General features: G+C 42.1%; 20 protein-coding genes. 11 read left to right on the forward strand and 9 right to left on the reverse strand.

Annotated features, from left to right (window positions below):
* The first annotated feature begins 9 nt into the window (after window positions 1-9).
* Genes trxB through KXV15_RS04300 form a run of 3 tightly spaced genes read left to right on the forward strand, consistent with a single transcriptional unit; the run spans window position 10 to window position 3,940 of the window.
* A complete protein-coding gene (trxB, locus tag KXV15_RS04290) occupies window positions 10-966 on the forward strand; it encodes a thioredoxin-disulfide reductase (RefSeq protein WP_240007205.1) in 957 nt (318 codons plus the stop codon).
* Window positions 959-1,852, forward strand: coding sequence for a LysR family transcriptional regulator (locus KXV15_RS04295; RefSeq protein ID WP_240006918.1), 894 nt, complete (start codon window positions 959-961; stop codon window positions 1,850-1,852). The genes trxB and KXV15_RS04295 overlap by 8 nt, the downstream gene beginning before the upstream one ends.
* Before the next feature lie 39 nt (window positions 1,853-1,891).
* On the forward strand, window positions 1,892-3,940 hold the full coding sequence (locus tag KXV15_RS04300) for a TonB-dependent receptor plug domain-containing protein (protein WP_240006919.1): 2,049 nt from the start codon (window positions 1,892-1,894) through the stop codon (window positions 3,938-3,940).
* Between the two features lie 50 nt (window positions 3,941-3,990).
* Here KXV15_RS04300 and KXV15_RS04305 read toward each other — a convergent pair whose 3' ends face one another.
* Window positions 3,991-5,376, reverse strand: a complete 1,386-nt coding sequence (locus tag KXV15_RS04305) for an aminotransferase (protein WP_240006920.1) — start codon at window positions 5,374-5,376, stop codon at window positions 3,991-3,993.
* A 100-nt stretch (window positions 5,377-5,476) separates the two neighbouring features.
* Here KXV15_RS04305 and KXV15_RS04310 point away from each other — a divergent pair, with 100 nt between their 5' ends.
* Window positions 5,477-6,220 carry a M48 family metallopeptidase gene (locus KXV15_RS04310; RefSeq protein WP_240006921.1) on the forward strand — a complete coding sequence of 248 codons (744 nt, stop codon included), beginning with the start codon at window positions 5,477-5,479 and terminating at the stop codon, window positions 6,218-6,220.
* Between the two features lie 2 nt (window positions 6,221-6,222).
* Window positions 6,223-6,864: a helix-turn-helix domain-containing protein gene (locus tag KXV15_RS04315; protein ID WP_240006922.1), complete on the forward strand. Its 642-nt coding sequence runs from the start codon at window positions 6,223-6,225 to the stop codon at window positions 6,862-6,864.
* On the opposite strand, the gene KXV15_RS04320 is transcribed toward KXV15_RS04315, so the two are convergent.
* Window positions 6,861-7,247: a VOC family protein gene (locus tag KXV15_RS04320; RefSeq protein WP_240006923.1), complete on the reverse strand. Its 387-nt coding sequence runs from the start codon at window positions 7,245-7,247 to the stop codon at window positions 6,861-6,863. The genes KXV15_RS04315 and KXV15_RS04320 overlap by 4 nt on opposite strands.
* Before the next feature lie 137 nt (window positions 7,248-7,384).
* Here KXV15_RS04320 and gshB point away from each other — a divergent pair, with 137 nt between their 5' ends.
* Window positions 7,385-8,347, forward strand: coding sequence for a glutathione synthase (gene gshB / locus KXV15_RS04325; RefSeq protein WP_240006924.1), 963 nt, complete (start codon window positions 7,385-7,387; stop codon window positions 8,345-8,347).
* Here the strand turns inward: gshB and KXV15_RS04330 are convergent.
* Window positions 8,325-8,897, reverse strand: coding sequence for a methyltransferase family protein (locus tag KXV15_RS04330; RefSeq protein WP_240006925.1), 573 nt, complete (start codon window positions 8,895-8,897; stop codon window positions 8,325-8,327). The two genes, gshB and KXV15_RS04330, sit on opposite strands and share 23 nt — an antisense overlap.
* A 45-nt stretch (window positions 8,898-8,942) precedes the next feature.
* On the opposite strand from KXV15_RS04330, the gene KXV15_RS04335 reads away from it, so the two are divergent.
* The gene (locus KXV15_RS04335; protein WP_240006926.1) at window positions 8,943-10,208 is read left to right on the forward strand and encodes a bifunctional folylpolyglutamate synthase/dihydrofolate synthase; all 1,266 of its coding nucleotides are present in this window, start codon (window positions 8,943-8,945) and stop codon (window positions 10,206-10,208) included.
* Between the two features lie 154 nt (window positions 10,209-10,362).
* On the opposite strand, the gene KXV15_RS04340 is transcribed toward KXV15_RS04335, so the two are convergent.
* From KXV15_RS04340 to KXV15_RS04350, 3 genes are all read right to left on the reverse strand, one after another.
* Window positions 10,363-10,527: a hypothetical protein gene (locus KXV15_RS04340; protein ID WP_240006927.1), complete on the reverse strand. Its 165-nt coding sequence runs from the start codon at window positions 10,525-10,527 to the stop codon at window positions 10,363-10,365.
* 179 nt (window positions 10,528-10,706) lie between these two features.
* Window positions 10,707-10,934 (reverse strand): hypothetical protein, encoded by a 228-nt coding sequence (locus tag KXV15_RS04345; protein WP_240006928.1) that lies wholly within the window; start codon window positions 10,932-10,934, stop codon window positions 10,707-10,709.
* A 319-nt stretch (window positions 10,935-11,253) separates the two neighbouring features.
* On the reverse strand, window positions 11,254-11,580 hold the full coding sequence (locus KXV15_RS04350) for a nucleoside triphosphate pyrophosphohydrolase family protein (protein WP_240006929.1): 327 nt from the start codon (window positions 11,578-11,580) through the stop codon (window positions 11,254-11,256).
* 356 nt (window positions 11,581-11,936) lie between these two features.
* Between KXV15_RS04350 and KXV15_RS04355 the strand changes: the two genes are divergently transcribed.
* The 3 genes from KXV15_RS04355 (at window position 11,937) to KXV15_RS04365 (ending at window position 14,726) form a co-directional block, all read left to right on the forward strand.
* Window positions 11,937-13,430 (forward strand): sigma-54-dependent transcriptional regulator, encoded by a 1,494-nt coding sequence (locus KXV15_RS04355; protein WP_240006930.1) that lies wholly within the window; start codon window positions 11,937-11,939, stop codon window positions 13,428-13,430.
* 208 nt (window positions 13,431-13,638) lie between these two features.
* A complete protein-coding gene (locus tag KXV15_RS04360) occupies window positions 13,639-14,082 on the forward strand; it encodes a DUF1287 domain-containing protein (protein ID WP_240006931.1) in 444 nt (147 codons plus the stop codon).
* 38 nt (window positions 14,083-14,120) lie between these two features.
* Window positions 14,121-14,726 carry a DUF1287 domain-containing protein gene (locus KXV15_RS04365; protein ID WP_240006932.1) on the forward strand — a complete coding sequence of 202 codons (606 nt, stop codon included), beginning with the start codon at window positions 14,121-14,123 and terminating at the stop codon, window positions 14,724-14,726.
* Here KXV15_RS04365 and KXV15_RS04370 read toward each other — a convergent pair.
* On the reverse strand, window positions 14,723-15,103 hold the full coding sequence (locus KXV15_RS04370) for a hypothetical protein (protein WP_240006933.1): 381 nt from the start codon (window positions 15,101-15,103) through the stop codon (window positions 14,723-14,725). The two genes, KXV15_RS04365 and KXV15_RS04370, sit on opposite strands and share 4 nt — an antisense overlap.
* Before the next feature lie 103 nt (window positions 15,104-15,206).
* On the reverse strand, window positions 15,207-16,106 hold the full coding sequence (locus tag KXV15_RS04375) for a LysR family transcriptional regulator (RefSeq protein WP_240006934.1): 900 nt from the start codon (window positions 16,104-16,106) through the stop codon (window positions 15,207-15,209).
* Between the two features lie 82 nt (window positions 16,107-16,188).
* Here KXV15_RS04375 and KXV15_RS04380 point away from each other — a divergent pair, with 82 nt between their 5' ends.
* Window positions 16,189-17,121: an NmrA family NAD(P)-binding protein gene (locus tag KXV15_RS04380; RefSeq protein ID WP_240006935.1), complete on the forward strand. Its 933-nt coding sequence runs from the start codon at window positions 16,189-16,191 to the stop codon at window positions 17,119-17,121.
* On the opposite strand, the gene dnaJ is transcribed toward KXV15_RS04380, so the two are convergent.
* Window positions 17,122-18,261: a molecular chaperone DnaJ gene (dnaJ, locus tag KXV15_RS04385; protein ID WP_240006936.1), complete on the reverse strand. Its 1,140-nt coding sequence runs from the start codon at window positions 18,259-18,261 to the stop codon at window positions 17,122-17,124.
* Between the last annotated feature and the right edge of the window lie 66 nt (window positions 18,262-18,327).

An 18,327-nucleotide genomic window follows, 5' to 3' on the forward strand; every position in this document is an offset into this window, starting at 1 on the left:
TAAGAAGGAATTCAGGCGGTGGAAACAAAACACACCCAGATTTTGATAATTGGTTCTGGCCCTGCGGGCTATTCGGCGGCAATCTATGCGGCGCGCGCAATGCGCTCTCCTATCATCCTTGAAGGACCGCAACCGGGGGGGCAGCTTACCATTACTTCTGAGGTGGAAAATTACCCTGGTTTTGAACATGAAATCCAAGGCCCATGGCTTATGGAGCAAATGCGCGCCCAAGCCGAACGCATGGGAACCGAAATCATTGCCGATTGGATTATGGAAGTTGATTTATCATCACGCCCATTCAAAGCAATTGGCGATAGCGGCACTGTTTATACCGGTGATGTTTTAATTATCGCAACCGGCGCACAGGCGCGTTGGTTGGGCTTATCAGAAGAAGAAGGTTTACGCGGTTTTGGTGTTTCAGCATGCGCAACATGTGACGGCTTCTTCTATCGTGGTAAAGAGGTTGTTGTAGTTGGCGGTGGCAACACTGCTGTTGAAGAGGCGATTTTCCTTACTAATTTTGCCTCAAAAGTTACGTTGGTTCACCGCCGCGATGAATTACGTGCCGAAAAAGTGATGCAAAATCGTTTGTTCAATAACCCAAAAATTGAAGTTTTATGGAATAAAGGCGTTGAAGAAATTCTTGCCGATTCCGAACCGCGCGGCGTTACTGGTGTTCGTCTAAAAGACACTGTAACTGGCGACCTATCAGAGGTTAAATGTGACGGCGTATTTGTTGCCATTGGTCATTCCCCTGCTACTGAAATCTTTAAAGGTAAGGTCGGAATGAAAGAAAATGGCTATATCATCGTTGAGCCTGGCACATCAAAAACTAATGTAGAGGGTGTTTTTGCTGCTGGTGACGTTACCGATGAAAACTATCGCCAAGCAGTGACCGCTGCTGGCATGGGCTGTATGGCGGCACTTGATGCCGAAAGATTTTTAGAAAGTGTTGGTCATGATTGATTGGGATAAATTACGCACATTTCATGCATCTGCTGACACTGGTTCATTAACTGCGGCAGCGGAAAAAGTTGGTCTTTCGCAATCGGCGGTTTCGCGCCAAATTGCGGCATTAGAAGAAGATTTGGGCGTGCCATTGTTTCACCGCCATGCACGTGGTCTTATCCTAACTGGGCCGGGCAAGGTTTTGCAACAATCTACATTGCAAATGGCAACTATTGCGGCGGTGGCAGAATCCAATCTGAAAGACGCACGCGATCGCCCACAGGGGGAGTTGTTGATAACCGCGCCAATCGGCTTTGGTTCAACTTGGCTTGCTCCACGCCTTGGTGAATTTATGGATGCCTATCCAGAAGTAACACTACGTCTTATTCTCGATGACCGCGAGCTTGATTTAACCACACTAGAGGCTGAATGTGCCGTAAGGCTTTGGCAGGCAACCCATGCCGATCTTATTCAACGTAAATTATTCTCGGTAAAAACTGCGCTTTATGCCTCTAAATCCTATGTTGAGGCGAATGGCGCACCACAAACACTTGCAGATTTAGACAAGCATCGCATTATTGCCTATGGCGCAAGCGATTCTGATGAAATGAAGCGCCTTGACTTTGCGCTTACTATGGGGCGTGATAGTCAAAAACCACGCACTGCCGCCATGAGCATTAATAACATCACCGCGCTGGTTACATCGGTTGCGGCAGGTTTAGGGATTGGCGGTTTGCCAACCTATTTGGCGGAAAAACAAACGGATTTGGTGCCAATTTTACCTGAAAACCCTGGTCCGGAACTTGATGTATTCTTTATCTATCCTGCCGACTTGCGCCGCTCAAAACGTATCGCGGCATTTAGGCAATATTTGATTGAACAATCAACGGATTGGAAAAAATAATACCTTGTATTGCCATATTTGTTATGGCATCTTAAGGTTATGAAATATGTTTTTGCGACCTCTTTTTTATGTGTGTTTATGTATGCAAATGCAGCATTCGCACAAGAGGTTGTCCCATCGGGTGCTACAACCAGCAATACAAATGAGGAAGTCGTTGTTGTTACGGCAAAAAGACAAGATGCAAAGGTCAAAGTTGATCGCATCGTCTATAATGTAAAAACCCGACCCGATGCCATAAGCCTTGATGCCAGCGACATATTAAAAAAAGTGCCGAATGTTTTTGTTTCGGCAACCAAAAATGTAACCATGAATGGTGGTGCATATGTTAGCTTTTTGGTAAATGGGCATCCCGTAAAAAGCTCTATTGCGCTTAATATTCCTGCAAGTCAAATTAAACAAATTGAAGTTGTGTCAAACCCCGGCGCTGAATTTGCTTCTTACACGCAGGCAGTAATAAATATTATAACCATAAAAGATTTTAAGCCGGGATGGGTGGGGTCAATAAGCGCCAAGGCAGATACATTGGATGGTTACCGTTTAGGGTTGGATATAACGCACGGCGGTTTAAAATGGGATTTTAACGGAAGTTTGTCATTTCGCCATTCGCCTGAAGATGTAAAAACTATTGGCGTTTCAAGTTTTGATATGCCTCAAAATGACGGATATATATTACAAAATAGTTCTACCAATCAAAATGCCGGCTTTGATTATATTAGGTCAAATGCAAAATGGCTTCGTAATTATTCTGAAGATAGTAATTTAAGCCTTGAATTGGGAATAAGCAAAAACCTATTTCGCAATAAAACCAACCAAAGCGAGCAATTCACGGGTAACGGAATTAATCGCCAAGAAACATATATAATGCATCAACGCTTTACCGATCTTCGGCATTTTGGCACAATCGGCTATGAAAATAATAAGCCAGATGATTACCGCTTAACCGCAAGTCTTAATGCTGATATATCTAAGTGGCGTGCTACAAGCAATTATGATGGTGTATATGCCCGTTCATCAAGGCTTAATACCGATTACTGGTATGGTGACGCCAAAACTGATGTCGAGAAAAAGTTAAATGGTGATAAAACACTTTTCTTTGGTTTAAGTGATTTTATAATTTCGGGCAAAGACAATCAAAGTTTCGCAAATTATACAGTAATTGGGCAAACCCAAAATTATCTTCTTGATTATACGGATAATCATTTTGCGGCCTATGTACAAATTCAAGCAAAAATAAAAAGCATAGATATCAAGCCAGGGCTTCGGTATGAGTTGATAAGCAGGGATTTGAAAAATAGTTTTGGCTCAATAAGTGGGATAACCGATACCAATCTTTTACTACCATCTATCCATGTTTCAAAAAATTTGAATGATGAAAGCAAATTGATGGCAAGCGTAACCTTACGTTCTGATATGCCGGATATTACTGTTCTTAATCCTGCACCAATGTATAACAGCCTTTATGCAGTTACGCAGGGTAATCCAAACCTAAAAACCGCACAAAAATTACAAAGTGAATTAAGCTATATTTACGATAATAAGGCGTTTTCAATAAACCAACGCATATATTACCGTGATACAAAAGATGACATTAATCAATATACAATTTTGCACGCAAATGGCGTTTATGTAACATCTTATATTAATGCTGGCTCTTCCAATACTTATGGTTATTCAGCATCTTTGAAAAAGAAGTTTTCAAACAAATTGGATGCAAGTTTTGATTTTGAAATATTCCACAGTGAAGTTTCTGCACCGACAACATTATTAGATTTTTCGATACTAAAATATGAAAGCGGTAATTCAAAAATCAATGTCAATTATAACCCAAATAAAGCCAATTCATTTACTTTTATGATTGGCTATAATGGCAAAAGTAATGGTTTAGGCATGGATACTTCCGCCCAATTGGAAACAGAATTGGAATATAATCACAATTTTGCGCGCGGCGTGTCTTTGCAGATTAATTTGATAAATTTTGGCGTATCTGAAAACGTTACGCGGCACATATATGGTGAGGGATATAACAATGTGCAGCGAGTGAAAACACCATCACGGCTTTTACGAATAGGGCTTTCGAAGGCGTTTTAAATATCCACCCCGCAATAAATGCGGGGTGATATGGGCGTAAATTTTATGGGTTAAATCTTTAAAAGTTCTGCTTTGGCTTCGTTTAAAGATTTCTCGATAATATCAACCATTTTATCGATGCCTGCGGTATCAATTACTAATGGTGGGCACATGACGATTGAATCGCGAATACCGCGTACCATAAGCCCGTTTTTGATGCAGATATCGCGAACGATTGGTCCGGCTTTGCCTTCTTTGCCGCCAAAGCGCTTGTTAGTACCTTTTTCGGCAACGATTTCAACCGCGCCCAGAAGACCTTTTGAGCGTGCCTCGCCAACTAATTCATGGCTTTCAAGACGCTTTAATGCCTTTGCAAGATGTGGCGCAGTGATGTCACGGGTTTTGGCAACAAGGTTTTCATTTTCCATAATTTCAAGGTTTTTCAACGCAACTGCCGCACACATTGGGTGCCCAGAATAAGTATAACCATGCACGAAATCTTCGCCTTTGGTTTTTAAAACTTCGAAAATATCGCTTGAAATAATGGTTGCCGAAATTGGCGCATAGCCGGATGAAAGCTGCTTCGCGGTAGTAATTATATCCGGTGTAACGCCATAGGTTTGGTGACCAAACCATTCGCCAGTACGACCATAACCACAAATAACTTCATCGCAGACCAAAAGCACACCGTATTTACGGCATACTGCCTCAATCTTTTTCCAATAGCCCTCTGGTGGGATAATAACCCCACCCGCGCCTTGGATTGGTTCGGCAACAAAGGCGGCAACCTTGTCTGCACCTAGTTCAAGGATTTTATCTTCCAATGATTTTACCGCGCGATCGCAAAATGCCTCTTCGGTTTCATCAAAACCTAGGTTGAACTTATATGGCTGCATAATATGATGCATATCGGGAACTGGCGCATCATCCATTGCGTGCATCGCGCTCATGCCGCCCAAAGATGCGCCCAAAACTGTTGAGCCATGGTAACCATTGGTGCGGGCAATAAATGCCTTACGCTCAGGCTGGCCCATAAGCGCGTGATAACGGCGCACCACGCGGTACATAGTATCAACCGATTCTGAACCTGATGAGTTGAAGAACACATGCTGTAACTTTCCGCCCGCAATGCCAGCAATTTTGGTTGCAAGTTCAATTGCCGGCACGTTTGCCGTTTTAAAGAATGAGTTATAATAAGGAAGTTCCAACATCTGTTCATAGGCAACTTCAGCAAGCTCTTTACGACCATAACCAACGGCAACGCACCAAAGCCCAGCCATGCCATCAAGATATTCTTTGCCATCAATATCATAAAAATTGCAGCCATCAGCGCGCGTGATAATGGTAGAGCCACCACGCGCCTCAATATGCGAATAATCCGCTTGGGCGGGCATATGGTGGGCAAGATCTTTTTTAATTAATTCAGCTTTGTTATAATTTCTTTTTGGTGCGCTCATAATGGCCTCTTATATAAATTGTTATAACAAATTTAGAGTAAAATATGTTTTGGTCAACATTTTTTATGCAATCTTACTGAAATTCTGCTAAATAATTCTCGTGAATCTATTATTGTTTAAAAAGTTCCCATTTTTTGAGACTTTTCACCTTGATGGTGGGCGGGTCGTTCGTGCTGAAATCCGCCTTAACCGCGGTGGGCGCAATATGCGTATGCGCATGAGCCGCGATCATCAAAGCGTTATAATAACTGTCCCCCGTTTTATTGACATGTCGGCGATTAAAAAGTTTGTGGCGGGTAATGGTGCATGGCTTGACCGTAATTATAACATTGCCAAGAATGTGGTTGCATTTGCCCCCGGCGCAATAATTCCGATTTTGGGTTTTACTACCTTGCTCGAGATTTCGCCGCCACGCACAAAATTGCAATTTATTAGGTGTGATGATGGGGGGGATTATCAAGCGCGCCTTATTATTCCGTCATCGGAAATTAATTTTGCCGAAAAAACCCGCGTAGCACTTCGTAAAATGTCATTACAAAAAGCGCATGAATTGGTTGATGCATTTGCCCCAAAGCTTAATCGTATCCCTGCCAAGGTTGCGGTGCGCGATACAAAAAGTCGGTGGGGGTCATGTAATTCAAAGGGTGATTTAATGTTTGCTTGGCGTCTTATATTTGCGCCAGAAGCGGTATTTAAAGAGGTTGTGGCACACGAATTAGCGCACCTAAAGGAAATGAACCATTCCCGCGCATTTTATGCCGAGCTTGAACGAATTATGCCTGATTATAAAAAATACAAAGATTGGTTAAAGCATAATGGTCGCGGGCTACATTTGATTGGATGAAAATGGCAAATCACGAGCTTGTACATTGGAAATATCACTCAAGCTGTGGTGAATTTATCGAGGTTCCGCCTGATGGCTGCAATGATATTATCTTCACAATTGGAGAAAGGGGAAATTTGGCATGGCATATAACTGAACTCCCCGAAACGTGCGATAGTTTTAAAATTTCCGAAGCCACATATCTTGAAGGTATAAGATTTAACCCCGCGACCCAAATTAATCGTACGAAGATGCTTGATTATATGCGCAATACAACGCGCCCGGCAGATGAATTAATAAAGACGGCGGGCGAGTTTGTTTCATTCGATGAGAATTTGCATCAGGCGCTTATGGCATTAGGTGAAATAGATTTGAGTATTGAAAAATGTGCCGCCAATCTTGGGGTTGGTTTGCGCTCTTTACAGCGTTATACATTGGCACAAACAGGTAAAAGCCCAAAATATTGGCGGCAGTTGGCACGGGCAAGAATTGCGGCACGAACACTTTTCAGATGTGGGCAAATTTCTGAAACCGCATATATTTGCAATTATGCCGACCAATCACATCTTACCCGCGCCATGAGGAAATGGTTTGGGCGCACACCTAAACAAATTATTGAAGATGTTGCCTTTAATAAGCTTATTCTTGGGGATGCATATTTTTAGGCATCCAATATTGGTGAACAGATTTCGATTAAAAACCCATCCAAATCGGCAACATATGAAACCATTTGATTCCACGGCATCATAACTGGTTCTGATATTGGTTTTGCGCCATTGGCAATTGCCTTGTTATAGGCGGCTGGTACATCATCGGTTTCAAAGGCGATTTCCGAAACCGGTGTTTTGGGATTTGCCTTTAATGTTTCTTTGCCCATTTGGGTCATTAAAGAACGTGCGCAAAATGATAATGAGGTTTCACCAGTTTCCATTTCCGCATATTCACCAGATCCATGTAGCATTTTTAACCCAAGGCCCAAGGCATCCTCATAAAATTTAACGCTTGCGGCAACATCATCAACATAAAGAATTGTATATTTTAATTTCATGATTTTTCCTTTCGAAACGGAAAATAATTTTGTTTTGGCACGATTTCTTGAATAAAAACGACAAACCGCAGTTAGGTGTAATATATAAATTGAACAATCAAGCCTGAATAACTAAATAAGCATAAAAGGAAAAAATTATGACCAAACTTCGTGTTGCACTGCAAATGGATCCCATTGAAAACATCAATATCACCGGCGATACATCATTCGCAATGGCGGAACAGGCGCAAAAGCGTGGTCATGAATTATGGATTTTCCAGCCAGAACATGTGTTTTACGAAGAAGGCATTGTTTCTGCCTATGCCAAGCCTTTAAAAGTAAAGCGTGAACAGGGTAATCATTACGAATTAGGCGAAGAGAAAATTATAAATCTTGCCGATGATTTGGATGTTATCTTGCTGCGCCAAGATCCACCATTTGATATGAATTATATTTCTTCGGCGCATTTGCTTGATATGGTTGCCGCCGAAACCCTTGTGGTTAATGATCCGTTTTGGGTAAATAATAGCCCGGAAAAGATTTTCCCGCTGCACTTTCCGGAATTAATGCCACCAACCTTGGTAACAAAAAATCGCAAAGCAATTGATGACTTCCGTGCCAAGCATGGCGATATTGTTATCAAGCCTTTGTTTGGCAATGCGGGTGCGGCGGTTTTCCGTATTAAACCAGAAGATGGCAATCTGCATGCCCTTTTGGACTTGTTCTTTTCGGCATCAAATGAACCATTAATGGTGCAAGCCTTTGTTAAAGAAGTATTTGCTGGCGACAAGCGTATTTTCCTTATTGATGGCGAACCTGCTGGTGTTATCAACCGTATTCCAAAGGGGAATGATATTCGTTCCAACCTTGCTGCTGGCGGCTCTGCTGCGGCCACAGAATTAAGCGAGCGGGACTTGGAAATCTGTGCCGCAATTGGCCCGGCATTAAAAGAGCGCAATTTATTATTCGTTGGTATCGATGTAATCGCGGGTCGCTTGACCGAGATTAACGTAACCTCGCCAACTGGTGTTCGTGCCTATCTTGGCTTTACCGGTATTGATTTGATGGAAAAATATTGGGACGTGATTGAGCAGAAATTTAAAAATGAATATGCTGAATAATTCCAATAACACCAACTGTTAAAAACCACCATAAAGCATCATATAATGAACTAAACAGACGTTTTGGGTCGGTTTCAATCAATGCAGGGGCGTGATATTGCCCTAGATTAGGGATAAAGCGCGGCACTTTTTCACAAAAGTCGGCATATTCTTGACCAAATGTTTCAAGTAAAAATGCCTCTTCGCGTTTTACCAAGAAGTGATAAATAATTATTGTTCCCAATGGGGCAATAATTATTATTCCCAATCTTTGGCTAACAAGGCTAACGCCCATAACGCCGATTATTGAAAACACATATAATGGGTTTCTAACCACCGAGAATGGACCATAATTAATCACTTTTTGGTTTTTATGCCCGCCCAAAAAGGCAGTTGTGAATATGCGCCCCATCACGCAGATTAGGACAAGAAAAATCCCGCCAAGCCGGATGATTTCATACCCCAAGCTACCCTGTACAGTTAGTGGCTTGGTAAATAAAAGCAATAATGCGCATATAATAAATAATGCCCATGATTCTAACATACGATTTTTATTTAACTTGACTGCCATATTTAACCTAACCTATTAAGTCCGATTACAACAAGTGTCACTTTTATGTCAAATTCAAATTCTGCTGAAATATTTTATGCCTTTGACCGTGTTATTGATTTATCCCTTGCGCGGATGCAATCTGCACTTAAATTGCTTGGCGATGTTGAAAAAAAGCTGCCGCCAATAATTCATGTTGCGGGAACCAATGGAAAGGGGTCAACTATTGCCTTTCTTCGTGCAATTCTGGAGGCGGCGGGCAAAACCTGCCATATTTATACTTCGCCGCACTTGGTAACAATTCACGAAAGATATGTGATTGCGGGCAAACAAATCTCCGAGGCAGAGCTTTTTGAATATGCGAAACGCGTAAAAGAAATTTCAAAACAAATCCCCCTAACAATTTTTGAGGCCGAGACATTGGCCGGTTTTTTGGCATTTTCGGAAAACCATGCCGATTATCTTTTGCTTGAAACCGGTCTTGGCGGTCGCCTTGATGCCACCAATGCAGTGAATAAAAAACTTCTAACCATCCTAACTCCAATTGATTATGATCATAAAGAGTTTTTGGGCGATGATTTGGGCGGGATTGCGCGCGAAAAATGCGGTATTCTGCGTGCGAATACGCCCGTAATCGTGGCGCGGCAAAATGAAATCGCCTTTGACGCCATTGAAAACGAGGCGGAAAAAATCGGCGCAAAACCTTACTTTTTTGGGCGCGATTGGGATTGTTATCAATCATATGGAAAAACCTGTTTTCAAACTAATGATGTCTTTATGGAATTGCCAAAACCATCTTTGCACGGCGCGCACCAATATGAAAATGCGGGCAATGCCATTATGGCGGCGCAGTTTTTGGGCATTGATGAGGGGGCAATTGCCAAGGGTATAAAAAGCGCGGTTTGGGCTGCAAGAATGCAACCCCTAACCACTGGTATTTATGCCGAAATTGCGAATAAAGCTGGGGCAGAGCTTTGGCTTGATGGCGGGCATAACCCACACGGTGCCATTTCCGCCAGGAATTTCATTGCCTCATTACCGCCCAAGCCATTGGTTTTAATTACCGGGCAATTGGCGAATAAGGATAGTGACGGGTTTTTCAAAATCTTTGCCGAACTAAACCCCTTTGTTATAACCATCCCCATTAAATCCACACCCAACGCTGCCACCCCGGAAAATTTGGCGGCAATTGCCAAGCACCACAACCTCGAAGCCACCCCAATGAACGATGCCAAAAGTGCTGTCGAACTTGCGGCGGGTAAACACAATGGCGCCCGCATCCTTATTTGTGGGTCATTATATCTTGCGGGCGAAATATTGGGGGAAGGGTAAAAGTTAGGAATTAAGAATTTAACTCCTTCCCTTGAGGGAAGGTGGACGCGAAGCGGACGGAAGGGTGGCTTTGTCATACCAATAAACAGCTCCCATTATTTCACATAATGTAATCATTTTCCCCCTGCTTTACCCGTTTGTAACATCGATTAATTCAAATAAAACTATTGCTAATCAATGTTTTAAGTCGCTTGTTGGTGCGTATTTTTGCATCTCCTGAAAATGTTGACATTTGTTGACATGCAGAAATCAAATGAGCAGCCGCCAAAAAACCTGACATTTCCTGACATACCCAAGCCGCACTAATTAATTCAGCCAAAATACTTATGAATATTAATGGCATTTATCAAAGCGGGGATAGGTATGGAAATATCACTTCTTCTCCCTCCCGTAAGGGGCGGTTAGAGTTTGACGTGTTTTGCTTCCACTCTGAAGGATAGTTGATGCGAAGTGGATTTAAGGGTGAAAAATAATTACGAGTTAAGGATACATCTTCTATTATTCTTTATATGCATATTTATTTTTTATGTGTTGGCTTATATATCCAGTTAGCCCCTTACCTGCATCTGCTAGCTCTTTCATTTTTTCTATTTTTTCTTGCCCAGCAGATTCATAAGTGTACACGTAAACTGCATCGGTTCTATTAAATTTCACTTTAATGAAATCATCACCATAATCATAAGAATGAACACCTGCATTGCCACTCAGATTTTTATAAATTTGCATAAACGACCTCCGATTTAACTATACTTTAATATAGCTAATAGTTAAGGATAAATCTAGCGATAATTTACCGAAGGTAGAAATTTATTTTAATGGACGATGTTTAAATCCTTTAAGTTTTTTGTGGTCATCAATTTTTTATAAATTTATTAGACATCCCAGCATTCCTAAACCTTCTTGCAATCTCTAAATCAGATTTTTCGAAATTTATGGAATGAGTTTCCATTAATTTATACCTTAAAAGCCATATTTCAGTAATGCCGCATTTGTTAATTGACGAGCGTTCATCTCAACAAACCTATAATCAAAATTTCTTTAAATTTTAATCCAAAGACAGCAACTTTTCAGTCTTCTTTAAAAAGTTTTCTAATTCGACTTCGGCATTTAAATTACTTCTTTCTGCTAAAATCATCAGCCACCACATACATTCCCCAATTTTATGGCGTAATTCTTCATTGCTATTTTCTTTTGGCCATCTTCCTTCATGTGACATGATGTTTCTGCCGACTAAACCGGCATCAGTAATAAATGCCAGAGCATCTTCTTCTAATGTCCATTTAGATGAGTGCATTTTTTCTTCTAATGAATGGTATTTTTCACGAATTGCAAGTGACCGTTCAAGATAGTTATTAAAAATTTTGCTATTCATTATATTTACTCTTAATTTGTGTTGGTTTGGTGGATTTTAAAGCGTGTCATTAAATTATCAAAATAATTGAGGTGAAAATTTCAGATTTTTCAATGATTGTATTTTAAAACATTACAGATATTTCCATTAATCAAGTTCATGCGTCATTAACGGGCGTTGTTTTCGCCGCATTACCACATTAACCAAATATAAACTGTAATTGCTTGTTTTTGGGCTGAAAAAGGTGGTTTTGGTGTCCCAAAATAAACCATTTATTTTCAATTTTATATTATCTTGCATCGTAACAAATTAAAAAAGTGGTCCAATGTGACCCGAAATTAAGAACCAGAAGGTTCTTTTGGTATGGTGGAAGAATTATGACTAAAACGATATTAATCGTTGACGATGACCCTGCGCAACGTCGCCTTTTACAAGCGGCCGTAGAGCGTCAGGGTTTTGCAACACGCCTCGCAGAAGATGGTTCACAAGCAGTCGCACAGGCAAATGATCCGGCGGTTGATGTGGTTCTGCTAGATTTAATCATGCCAGGGGTTTCCGGCATGGAGGCGTTGGAACAAATTCGCAAAAAACGTGATGATTTACCAGTTGTGGTTTTAACTGCTTCGGGCGGTATTGATACAGTGGTCAAAGCGATGCAGGCGGGCGCGACCGATTTCTTTGTGAAACCGGCAAGCCCAGAGCGTGTCTTGGTATCAATCCGCAATGCCTTGAAGGTTGGGGAACTAACAGGGGAAGTCCGCAGACTTAAAAAGAAAGCTGCCGGACAGATGACCTTTGACGATATGGTTGCGGGGGCGGCCAGTATGCGTCAAGTCATTAAAATGGGTAAGCGGGCGGCAACCGCCAATATACCGGTTCTGATTTTGGGAGAGTCAGGTGTCGGTAAGGAGGTTATCGCCCGCTCTATCCATGGTGAAAGTGATCGGGCGCACAAGCCGATTATCACCGTAAACTGTGGTGCTATTCCTGAAAACCTTGTTGAATCAATTCTTTTTGGTCACGAGAAGGGGGCATTTACCGGCGCCAATGAACGCCATATGGGTAAATTCCAAGAGGCAGACGGCGGCACATTATTCCTTGACGAAGTTGGTGAATTACCGCTTGAGATGCAGGTGAAACTACTTCGTGCCTTACAAGAGTCTGAGGTTGACCCAGTGGGCGCAAAACGCCCCATTAAGGTTGATGTGCGCATTATTGCCGCCACCAACAAAGATTTGGCGCGCCTTGTCCATGATGGCTTATTCCGCGAAGATTTATTCTATCGCCTTAATGTCTTTCCAATTGATGCGCCACCACTTAGGGAGCGTAAAGAAGACATTCCGGCACTTTGTAAGCATTTTATCGCGCGCTTTAACTCTGAAATGGGTAAAAAGGTTTTGGGCGTTGCGCCAAGCACAAATGGCCTATTACAAGCCTATGAATGGCCAGGTAACGTGCGCCAGCTTGAAAACATGCTTTATCGCGCGATGGTGCTTTGTGATAATGATTACCTAACCACAGAGGATTTCCCGCAGCTTGAGGCAGCCATGCCAGATTTAACGTTGCGCGCCGCAAATTCAGAGCCAGAAATGGAATTTGCCGAAATCGCCAATTCGCCAAATGGTATTCCAATGCTTATGCCAAAAGTGGCGGCAAATGGCGAAGTTCCACAGTTCATCCCAATGTTTGATGATGGTGGGCATTTGCGCAAATTAGAACAAATTGAACGTGATTTAATTCAATATGCCATTGACCTTTATGCCGGGCATATGACCGAAATTGCGCGTCGTCTTGGAATTGGTCGTTCAACACTTTACCGAAAACTAAAAGAATATGATCTTGAAGAGTTTTTGTTAAAGATTTCGAGTTAGCCTGTATTTGTAATCATCGATTACCTGCCTCTGGAGTAATATCCAGAGGCTTTTTTTCTTGTATTTCAACAAGATTGGTTTAATAAAGCGGCGTAATTTCGACATTGTTAGTGCCATGAAACATAAAGAGTTTTTGATTGGTCTGATTTTTTCTTTAATAATTGGAACCAATTTTTCATTCGCCCAAATACCTTATTCCAATAAACCAATGCTTTTTGTAAATGCGGTGGAGGCACAAATTGGCGCGCCGTTACCTGTGGGTAATAGTGAATGTGATTATATCATAAACGCCTATAAGGCAGGCATCGGAATTGATATAAATTCGGCTGCGGCGGTTGATATTAAATCTAATCACAAAAGCTCGCTTAAAAAAAGCAAGCAAAAATCCCCAAAATCATGTGTGGCGGACTTGCAAAAATATTTTGCAGCACAGGGCGCGCAATTACCAATCCCAATTGATTACCGTGATTATTCCGCAGGCGATATTGTGGTTTTTAAAATAAAATCAAAAGCACACTTTGCCGTTATCGCAGGTGACTTTAACGGTTGGCGTACGCAAAATCTTGTAATCCATAATAATGGTGATGCAATTGTAAAAGAGGATATTTTACGCAAATACCCAATTATTGCCCATTATAGATTTGGTTTGTAGCGTCATATTTTTGCCCAAATAAATATTAATAAGAATATATGGGCAGTATAAATCGCAAAGAATTTATTTTTGGCCTTGCCGCACTTTCATTGATGGCGGACAAGGCATTGGCGGATGTGCAAACATCAAAATCAAGCCGCCTTGTAAAGTCTGCTACGGCGCAAATTGGGGTTACTGTGCAATATGACCCCGCTTATACGGTTTTGAAATATCCGGGTGGCGATGTGCCGCGTTTTAAGGGTGTTTGCACCGATGTGGTAATCCGTGCCTATCGTGATGCGCTTGGGCTTGATTTACAACAGCTTGTGCATGATGATATGGCGGCAAACTTTTCAAAATACCCGAAAAATTGGGGCTTGAAGGGGCCGGATAAAAATATCGATCATCGCCGCGTTCCAAATTTACGCCGCTTTTTTGAAAGACAAGGGGCGGCGTTATCAGTATCTGATAAAGGTTCTGATTACCGCGAAGGCGATATTATTACCCAAAGTGTGCAGGGGCTTCCGCATATTGGCATTGTATCGGGTGACAAGGCATTATTAAACGGCAACCCCCTAATCATCCATAATATCGGTTGGGGCACGAAAAAGGACGATGTCCTTTTTGCCTTTCCCATCACTGGGCATTATCGGTTTGGGGTTTAAATGTAATGTAAAAGGGGCAAGACAGTTAAAACAATGCCGCAAATCAACACTGCAGATATAATTATAATCCTTGCGCCAAGTTTACCGTTTTCTTTTGCGTTAATTACCGATTTTGCATTTTCTTCAAGTGAAACCATAAGGTTTGCATAAAACATTTCACGTTTCATAAGGCGCCATGCCACAAAGGCACATAATATTTGCCCGATTCCCATTGCGGCATATGTTATTGGTTCTTGGGCGTGAATGCTAAAAATAAATAAAGTTAAAAATGTAAGCGACCAAACCCCGCAAAATGCGATTACGGCAAAGAATAAACCGCTAAAATGAAGACGGTGGCGGCTATAATTTTCATATTGATGTTGTGGTTCAAGCGCCATTATATTGCCTCTTTATCGGTCGAAATATTATTAAGTTCTACCTATAATAACATTTAAAAGAATTTTCAATACGTTTAGGTTTTAAATTGGGTCATAAATCCGATTATAATTTGATGCCATTTATATAATCGCGCAATTCATTCGCTAGTTCGCGGAAAATTGTGATATAGCGTTTTTGATTTTTTAGATTTTCGTGCATTGCGATATATGCCGGAATTTTTATATTAATTTCGTCTTTTAATATTCTTTTTAGGCCATATTCATTGGCGATACCCGCTTGGCAAAAACCAATGCCCACACCCCTTAAAATTAGTGATAATTGCACCGCAGGGGACGCTGCGCGATATTTAAAATGCGCGCTTTCAATGATTGGAAATTCTTGCGTAAAGGGAATAAGAAATGGCGACAAAGCATCATAAAAAATCATATCGTGGCGCGTCAAATCATCAATATTTTCAGGCATTTCATTGCTTTCAAAATATTTCTCATTGGCATAAGCGCCAATTGCAATTTCACCGATTTTTTGTGCCAAAAGTGCGTTTTGCGTGGGTTTTGCCATTCTTATGGCTATGTCGGCCTCCCGTTCGGTAAGGTCGGAAATCTCATCAGAGGCAATGATTTCAAAATCCAAACCATCATATTTTTTGCCAATTTTCTTTAATAGTTCAGGCAAAATATAAATGCCGACTATTTCGCTGGTACTAATTCGGATTGTGCCTTTGATTTCGTTGCCCATCGCACTGGCAACGCGGGTAAAGGTTTCGCAATTTATGCCCATTGCCCTCGTATATTGCGCAAGTTCTTTGGCGGCATCGCTTACGACAAGACCTTTTGTGGTGCGCGTGAATAATTGATAGCCTAGTTTTTCTTCAAGCCCTTCGATGGCGCGGCTTATGGTTGGTTGGGATATGCCAAAGGCTTTGCCAGCGTGTGAGAAATTACCGGTTTCCACCACTTTGCCAAAAATCTTAAGTGCGTTCCAATCTATATCCTGCATTGTCATTCAAATATGAATAACAGAACTAATTATAAATTCAATTACATTTATCAAATTACTCGTTATGGAGGCTTATCAGGAGATTTAAATGAAAAATATACTTATTTTGGGGGCAACTGGATCATTGGGTGGGGCGTTTATGCGTGAATGTCTTGTCCGTGGTTGGAATGTGCGCGCCCTAAGCCGCAAGAAATCAGGTTTTGCCGATGGCGTTGAATGGATTTTGGGCGATGCCGAAAATTTGGGTGACGTAATGGCGGCCGCCAATGGGGTTGACGCAATATTCCATGCGGTAAATCCCGCCGGTTATAAAAATTGGGAAGTATCACCCGAATTAATGCTTGAAAACACTATTAAGGCAGCCAAAAAGGCGGGTGCAATTATTCTATTCCCTGGGAATATTTATAATTATGCGCCAATCTTGGGCGAAAATATTGCCGATAATTCCCCGCAAAACCCAATTTCCGAAAAGGGACGAATCCGGGTACGGCTTGAGAGACTTCTTGAAAAAGAAGCCGATATAAAAACCATAATATTGCGTATGGGCGATTTCTTTGGCCCACAAAGTGGCTCAAGCTGGCTTACCGAAGGCATTATTCAAAAAAACAAACCTATTAATTCAATAAGCTCACCATCTAAAACCCCAAATATTCGCCACCAATGGGCATATTTGCCTGATTGCGCAAAATGCTTTGCCGAACTTTTGGAAAAGGCGGATGGTTTGCCCAATTTTTCACGCTTTAATTTTGATAATCACTATTTTTCAAATGCCGAATTGGCGGGGGTAATTGGTGAAATTACGGGGCGTAATATAAAAATAAAGCAATTGCCGTGGTGGCTTTTCACCCTAATTGCGCCTTTTAACAAAACCATTAGTGAGATTATCAAGATGCGTTATTTATGGGATTATGAAATGCGCTTTGATGGTGCGGGGCTTAAAGAAATTTTGGGCAACAACATCCCGCATACGGATTTAAAACCCGCATTGAGGGAGACCTTGAAATATTATGGTTGCTTGTGATTACTTCTTCAAGCCTTCCCAAAACTTCTTGGCTTTGTCGAAAAAGCCTTGGGTTTCGGGGTGGGAGGCTTCGCAGCAATCGGCATGAAACTCTTCAAGCAATTGACGCTGTTTAGGGGTCAATTTGCGTGGGGTTTCAACAAATAATTCAACATACATGTCGCCACGTAATGCCGATTTTAATTGTGTCATGCCATGCGCACGAAGTTTGATGCGTTTACCGGTTTGTGAGCCTTCTGGCACTTCAATTTCGGCTTTGCCGCCATCAATCACTGGAACTTCGATTTTGCCGCCCAATGCCGCCTTGGTCATGGGGACGGGCATACGCATATATAAATCACGCCCATCACGTTCAAAAATGGCATGTTTCTTAATGCTAAGGAAAATGTATAAATCGCCTTTTGGACCGCCACGTGCGCCGCGCGCACCTTCACCGGCAAGGCGAATGCGTTGACCATCCTCAACCCCCGCAGGGATGGAGACAGACAATTTACGTTCAATTTCAACCGCACCTTTGCCACGACATTTTTTACATGGGTGGGAAATGATTGTGCCGCGTCCGTGGCAATGATGACAAGTGCGCGTCATCATAAAGAAGCCATTTTGCACACGAACTTGCCCCGCACCGCCACAGGTTGGGCAGGTTTCGGGTTTGTGCGGTGGTTCTGCACCACTTCCATCACAATGTTCGCAGGTTTCTTCGGTTGGAACTTTTATCTCGGCTTCGACACCTTTGAAGGCTTCTTCAAGGGTAATGTCATAATCCATGCGTAGGTCAGCACCACGCGCCGGCCCTTGTTTACGACCGCGACCGCCGCCGAAAACATCGCCAAAAATATCACCAAAAACTTCGGAGAATATGTCAGATGGATCACCACTAAAGCCGCCACCACCCATGCCGCCCATGCCGCCATTAACACCCGCGTGACCAAAGCGGTCATATGCGGCGCGTTTCTGTTCATCGGACAGCACAGAATAAGCCTCGTTAATCTGTTTAAACTTTGCTTCGGCTTCAGGATTATCAGGGTTGCGGTCGGGGTGATATTTCATCGCCGCTTTGCGGAACGCAGATTTGATGGTCGCGCCATCGGCATCGCGTGAAACTTCCAAAAGTTCGTAATAACAGGTTTGGGTGGTCATGGCTTTGTGAATATTCTTTGTTTGCCCCCTCCGTCATTTTGTTCACACAAAACGACACCTCCCCCG

It is taken from the genome of Pseudaquidulcibacter saccharophilus, assembly GCF_019455445.1.
In the GTDB taxonomy this organism is placed as follows: domain Bacteria; phylum Pseudomonadota; class Alphaproteobacteria; order Caulobacterales; family Aquidulcibacteraceae; genus Pseudaquidulcibacter; species Pseudaquidulcibacter saccharophilus.

Coding starts and splice junctions, on each gene's coding strand:
- KXV15_RS04295 (WP_240006918.1), top strand. CDS start 959: ATGATTGATTGGGATAAATTACGCACATTTCATGCATCTGCTGACACT.
- KXV15_RS04300 (WP_240006919.1), top strand. CDS start 1,892: ATGAAATATGTTTTTGCGACCTCTTTTTTATGTGTGTTTATGTATGCA.
- KXV15_RS04305 (WP_240006920.1), bottom strand. CDS start 5,376: ATGAGCGCACCAAAAAGAAATTATAACAAAGCTGAATTAATTAAAAAA.
- KXV15_RS04315 (WP_240006922.1), top strand. CDS start 6,223: ATGGCAAATCACGAGCTTGTACATTGGAAATATCACTCAAGCTGTGGT.
- KXV15_RS04320 (WP_240006923.1), bottom strand. CDS start 7,247: ATGAAATTAAAATATACAATTCTTTATGTTGATGATGTTGCCGCAAGC.
- gshB (WP_240006924.1), top strand. CDS start 7,385: ATGACCAAACTTCGTGTTGCACTGCAAATGGATCCCATTGAAAACATC.
- KXV15_RS04330 (WP_240006925.1), bottom strand. CDS start 8,897: ATGGCAGTCAAGTTAAATAAAAATCGTATGTTAGAATCATGGGCATTA.
- KXV15_RS04335 (WP_240006926.1), top strand. CDS start 8,943: ATGTCAAATTCAAATTCTGCTGAAATATTTTATGCCTTTGACCGTGTT.
- KXV15_RS04345 (WP_240006928.1), bottom strand. CDS start 10,934: ATGCAAATTTATAAAAATCTGAGTGGCAATGCAGGTGTTCATTCTTAT.
- KXV15_RS04350 (WP_240006929.1), bottom strand. CDS start 11,580: ATGAATAGCAAAATTTTTAATAACTATCTTGAACGGTCACTTGCAATT.
- KXV15_RS04355 (WP_240006930.1), top strand. CDS start 11,937: ATGACTAAAACGATATTAATCGTTGACGATGACCCTGCGCAACGTCGC.
- KXV15_RS04360 (WP_240006931.1), top strand. CDS start 13,639: ATGCTTTTTGTAAATGCGGTGGAGGCACAAATTGGCGCGCCGTTACCT.
- KXV15_RS04365 (WP_240006932.1), top strand. CDS start 14,121: ATGGGCAGTATAAATCGCAAAGAATTTATTTTTGGCCTTGCCGCACTT.
- KXV15_RS04370 (WP_240006933.1), bottom strand. CDS start 15,103: ATGGCGCTTGAACCACAACATCAATATGAAAATTATAGCCGCCACCGT.
- KXV15_RS04375 (WP_240006934.1), bottom strand. CDS start 16,106: ATGACAATGCAGGATATAGATTGGAACGCACTTAAGATTTTTGGCAAA.
- KXV15_RS04380 (WP_240006935.1), top strand. CDS start 16,189: ATGAAAAATATACTTATTTTGGGGGCAACTGGATCATTGGGTGGGGCG.
- dnaJ (WP_240006936.1), bottom strand. CDS start 18,261: ATGACCACCCAAACCTGTTATTACGAACTTTTGGAAGTTTCACGCGAT.